3 protein-coding genes are annotated in these 4,093 nt (G+C 61.7%); 1 reads left to right on the top strand and 2 read right to left on the bottom strand.

The window, feature by feature from the left end; genetic code table 11:
- The coding region (locus VK519_RS01445) for a serine hydrolase (RefSeq protein ID WP_324346959.1) at positions 1–1,311 on the top strand (1,311 nt) is incomplete at its 5' end.
- Between the two features lie 4 nt (positions 1,312–1,315).
- On the opposite strand, the gene VK519_RS17790 is transcribed toward VK519_RS01445, so the two are convergent.
- Both VK519_RS17790 and VK519_RS01440 read right to left on the bottom strand, forming a co-directional pair.
- Positions 1,316–1,651: a type II toxin-antitoxin system RelE/ParE family toxin gene (locus tag VK519_RS17790; RefSeq protein ID WP_414692670.1), complete on the bottom strand. Its 336-nt coding sequence runs from the start codon at positions 1,649–1,651 to the stop codon at positions 1,316–1,318.
- A gap of 355 nt (positions 1,652–2,006) precedes the next feature.
- On the bottom strand, positions 2,007–4,093 hold a 2,087-nt coding region (locus VK519_RS01440; RefSeq protein ID WP_324346957.1), incomplete at its 5' end, for a DUF3772 domain-containing protein.

Below are 4,093 nucleotides of genomic sequence, written 5' to 3'. Positions count from 1 at the left end.
GCGGCGCTGTCGATCCTTGCCGATGAGAAAAAGATCGACATGAACGACCGCGTGGTGGACCGCCTGCCGTGGTTCCAGATGTCCGACCCCTACGTGACGCGTGAGATGCGCATCCGCGACCTGCTGGCGCATCGCAGCGGCCTGAGCCTTGGCGCAGGCGACCTGTTGTACTGGCCCGCCACCAGTTACAGCACGAAGGACGTGGCCGAGCGCCTGCGCTACGTGCCGATCACCAACAGCTTCCGCGGCGCCTATGCCTACGACAACATCCTCTTCGCCGTGGCGGGCCTGGTGATCGAGCAGGTGTCCGGACAGTCCTGGTCCGACTTCGTCAGTTCCCGCATCTTCCAGCCCCTGGGGATGACCGAAACCCGGCCCAATTATCATTCACTGAAGGGCGACGACGACGTGGCCGTGGGACATGCCAAGTTCAACTTCAAGGAATTGAAGCCGGTCGAACCGATGGCCTGGGACAACAATCCGGGTGCCGGCGGCATCTATTCCTCCGTGCACGACCTTGCCATCTGGATGCGCGTGCAGCTCGATGGCGGCGTGATCGGCAAGGACGCGCAGGGCAAGGAAAAACGCCTGTTCAGTGCCGAGCGCCAAAAGGAGATGTGGTCGCTGCTCACGCCGATCCCGGTGAACGATCCGGCGGTGCCGGAGCTTGCCGCGGCCAAGCCGAATTTCTCGGGGTACGGCGAGGGGTGGTTCGTTTCCGACTATCGTGGCCACAAGCTTGTCTGGCATACCGGTGGCTGGCCCGGCCAGGTATCGCGCGTGACCCTGGTGCCTGACATGAAGCTCGGCGTGGTGGTGCTGACCAACGCCGAAAGCGGCGCCGCCTTCCAGGCCGTGACCATGCGCGCACTGGACGCCTACATGGATGCGCCGAAGAAGGACTGGACCGCTGCCTACAACGCGGGCGTCAAGAAGACCGAAGGCAATGCCGACGAAGGCTGGAACAAACACGTGGCAGCGCGGGACAAGGCATCGAAGCCGTCGCTGCCGCTGGCGAAGTACGCCGGCACCTATCGCGATCCCTGGTACGGCGATGTCCGGGTAGCGGAGCAGGGCGGCAAGTTGCGCATGACCTTCAGCAAGACCGCCCAGCTCACAGGCGTCATGGAGCCCTGGTCGCACGACACGTTCCTGGTGAAATGGGATGACCGTTCGCTCAATGGCGATGCGTTCGTCACCTTCAATCTTGGCGTGGACGGCAACATCCGAGAAGTGCGGATGGAACCGGCGTCGTCGCTGACCGATTTCAGTTTCGACTTCCAGGATCTACGGCTTACACCAGTCAAGTGAGTGACTAACTCAATATGAGGTGATTCTTGATATTCATCGCGTCGTGAAGTATGCGAAGGACCTCAATTGAGCGATTTTCATCGCTGGCGACGCGAAAAATGATCATATGCCGCGCTCGGCGATGATGTCTTGCCATATGGATCGAGAACAACCCTGATCCGATATCAAGCCGCTGAACCCCGGGGTGCAAAGGTCCTGCGACAAGATCCTTAAGCACCTGCGAGAGAGCTTGAGTGTATGCGTGAGACCTGAGCTGACCGAACTGATGGAACGTCCATCGAGTGATTTTATTTACGTCGTCCGATGCGTCTTTCGCTAGGTCGACGGTCCATGTCGACATGGGAATGATGGTCTATTCGGGTAATCGCTCTGCCTTTGCAAGTGCCAACGCATCAGCGATTAAACGATCGAGGTACACCTGCATGTCTTCGGCGGATGTGAACCTCACCACATGGCCGGCCTCCACGGAATCTATCCCCTTCTGTATCTCGGCACGAAGGACGTCGCGTCGCCTTTCTTCATCCGGCGAAAGTTTGGCCGTGGAGGGGATGTCGGGTAGGCAGGTTTGGGCATGGCAGGAAAGCACGCGGTTGCCTCGCTTCGATGATCGTGGGTATCTGGATTTTGTCATCGATCAGTGTCGTCAGAAATCGTAACTGTCTGGAATCCGCGTAGGAACTTTCCGTAATTTATCGTCATGGCGTGCTTTCGCCAGCGGCATCCGGCACGGCACCTCCGCGAATCACCATGTCCTGCGGACGGATCAACGGTATCGCCGCGTCGCGCAGTCGCTTCAGGATCTCGAACAGCAGATCACTCTTCACCCCGCCGGCCGCGCGTGGTCCGTCGACGAAACAGGTAGCGACGAAGGTCATTGCCGTATGGTCGACGCTGTCAAGCGTGACTGACGCCGCCGGGGTTTCCAGAACCGATGGGTGCTCGCGCATGGCGGTAAGCATCAACTCCCGCGCCTTGCCGGCGTCGGTATCCAGCGGCATCGGCAGCTTGATCAGCACGCGGCCCTGCGGGTTGGCCAGGGTCATGTTGCGTACGGTCTTGGTGATCAGGAACGAGTTGGGCACGATCACCGTGGATTGATCGGCCACGCGGATCTCCGTGGCGCGCACGTTGATGCGGCGGATGTCGCCCTCGGCATCGTCCAGTACCACCCAGTCGCCCACCTTCACTGGGCGCTCCACCAGCAGGATCAATCCGGAGATGAAGTTCGAGACGATCGCCTGCAGGCCGAAACCGATACCCACCGACAGCGCGCTGGCCACCCAGGTTACATTGGCAACCGACAGGCCCAGCGTGAGCATGGCCATGGCGAACACGACAACGCCGCCCAGGTAGCCCAGCAAAGTGGTGATGGAGCTGCGCATGCCTGCATCGATCGACGTCTGGGGAAGCAGCTTGTCTTCCATCCAGCGCTTCAATACCCGCACCACGATCATGCCGACAATGAAGGCGAAGATCGCATCGATGATGTTGCCGGGCTTGATCTTCAGCTCGTTGCCCAGCGCGATGTCATGGGTAAACCGGCTGGTGAAGGCCACGATGTCGCTGGGGCCTGTGCCGAAGAGCTGCGTGGACACCGACAGGCCCGCCAGGAACAGCACCACGCGGGCGATGCCGGCCGCCAGCACGGACAGCTGGTCGAGCTTGTTCGGTTCGATACCCAGCGCGTGCACCGCGCGCTGCCCCAGGCGGCTATTGGATGAAAGCAACGTATCGAAGAGGTCGTCGGCCAGGTGCATCAGCAGGAAGACACCCGAGCCCACCATGCCGATCCAGACCATCTGCACGGCAATGGTCACCGCAAGGCTCACATAACCCAGCAGCGCGGCGATCCAGGTAATCACCACGGCAATGGACGCTGCCATGATCAACAGGTTTGCCCACACCGGCCGCGGTGGTGGAAGCTCGCCGCCATCCACGGGTACCCGGTGGGCACGCGCCAGCTGCACCAGCCCGAAGCCGATCAGGCCGCTGATAAAAAGCGCACTGAAACAATTGAGCATCGCCGTGGCATCCACGCTCACGCCGATCGTGGTGTTCACGCGATAGCCGAAGATCATGATGAAGCCAGCTACCGCGATCAGCCGCGGCAGGTACCAGACCTTCTCAACCAGTTCGTCCGACAGGTGGGGCAGCCGCCACGACGGGCGCTTGCGCGAAAGCAGGGCGCGGGATATGCCGGCGATGAAGGCCATGTAGAACATCACCGTGACGAAGTGATGCGCCAACGCGGTGACGTCGTCGGAAATGGCCTTGTGCCAGGTCATGCCCAGCGAGAACAGCAGCGCACCGAAACCGGTGGTGAGCGTTGCCACCAGCGAGATGCCCAGCGCCATCGACGAACGGCGCAGCTTGCCGGCCGGCACGCGGTTGGTGGTGAGGCGGAATACCGTGCGCTCGATAAGCCAGCGCGCCACCGTCACCAGCAACAGGCCCGCCAGGGCGAAGCCGATGAAGGGCGTACGGTTGGGGGGCGTCATCAGCGTGTGCATGTCGTCGCTGATGTCGCTGCACAGCTGGCGCAGCAAGGCGCGGTCGCGGGTGAAGGTGTCGGCAGCCCCCGTCCAGAATTCCCGGGTCAGGGGAGAGGCCGAGCGGCTGGCCAGCTGTGACTGGAACTGCTGGCGCTTGATGTTCACCAACTGGGTGGCCAGCTGCGTCGATTGCGTGGCGGTGTCCCGGGCCAACTTCACTTGTGCGTCGAGGGCGTCGTGCTGTTTTTGCAGGTCGCGCCGCGCGGCGGCGACATCGGGCGGTTCGGTAA

Origin of the sequence: Pinirhizobacter sp. (genome assembly GCF_035317885.1) — a bacterium.
Taxonomy (GTDB): domain Bacteria; phylum Pseudomonadota; class Gammaproteobacteria; order Xanthomonadales; family Rhodanobacteraceae; genus Pinirhizobacter.
This window is presented reverse-complemented; position numbering and strand designations above follow the sequence as displayed.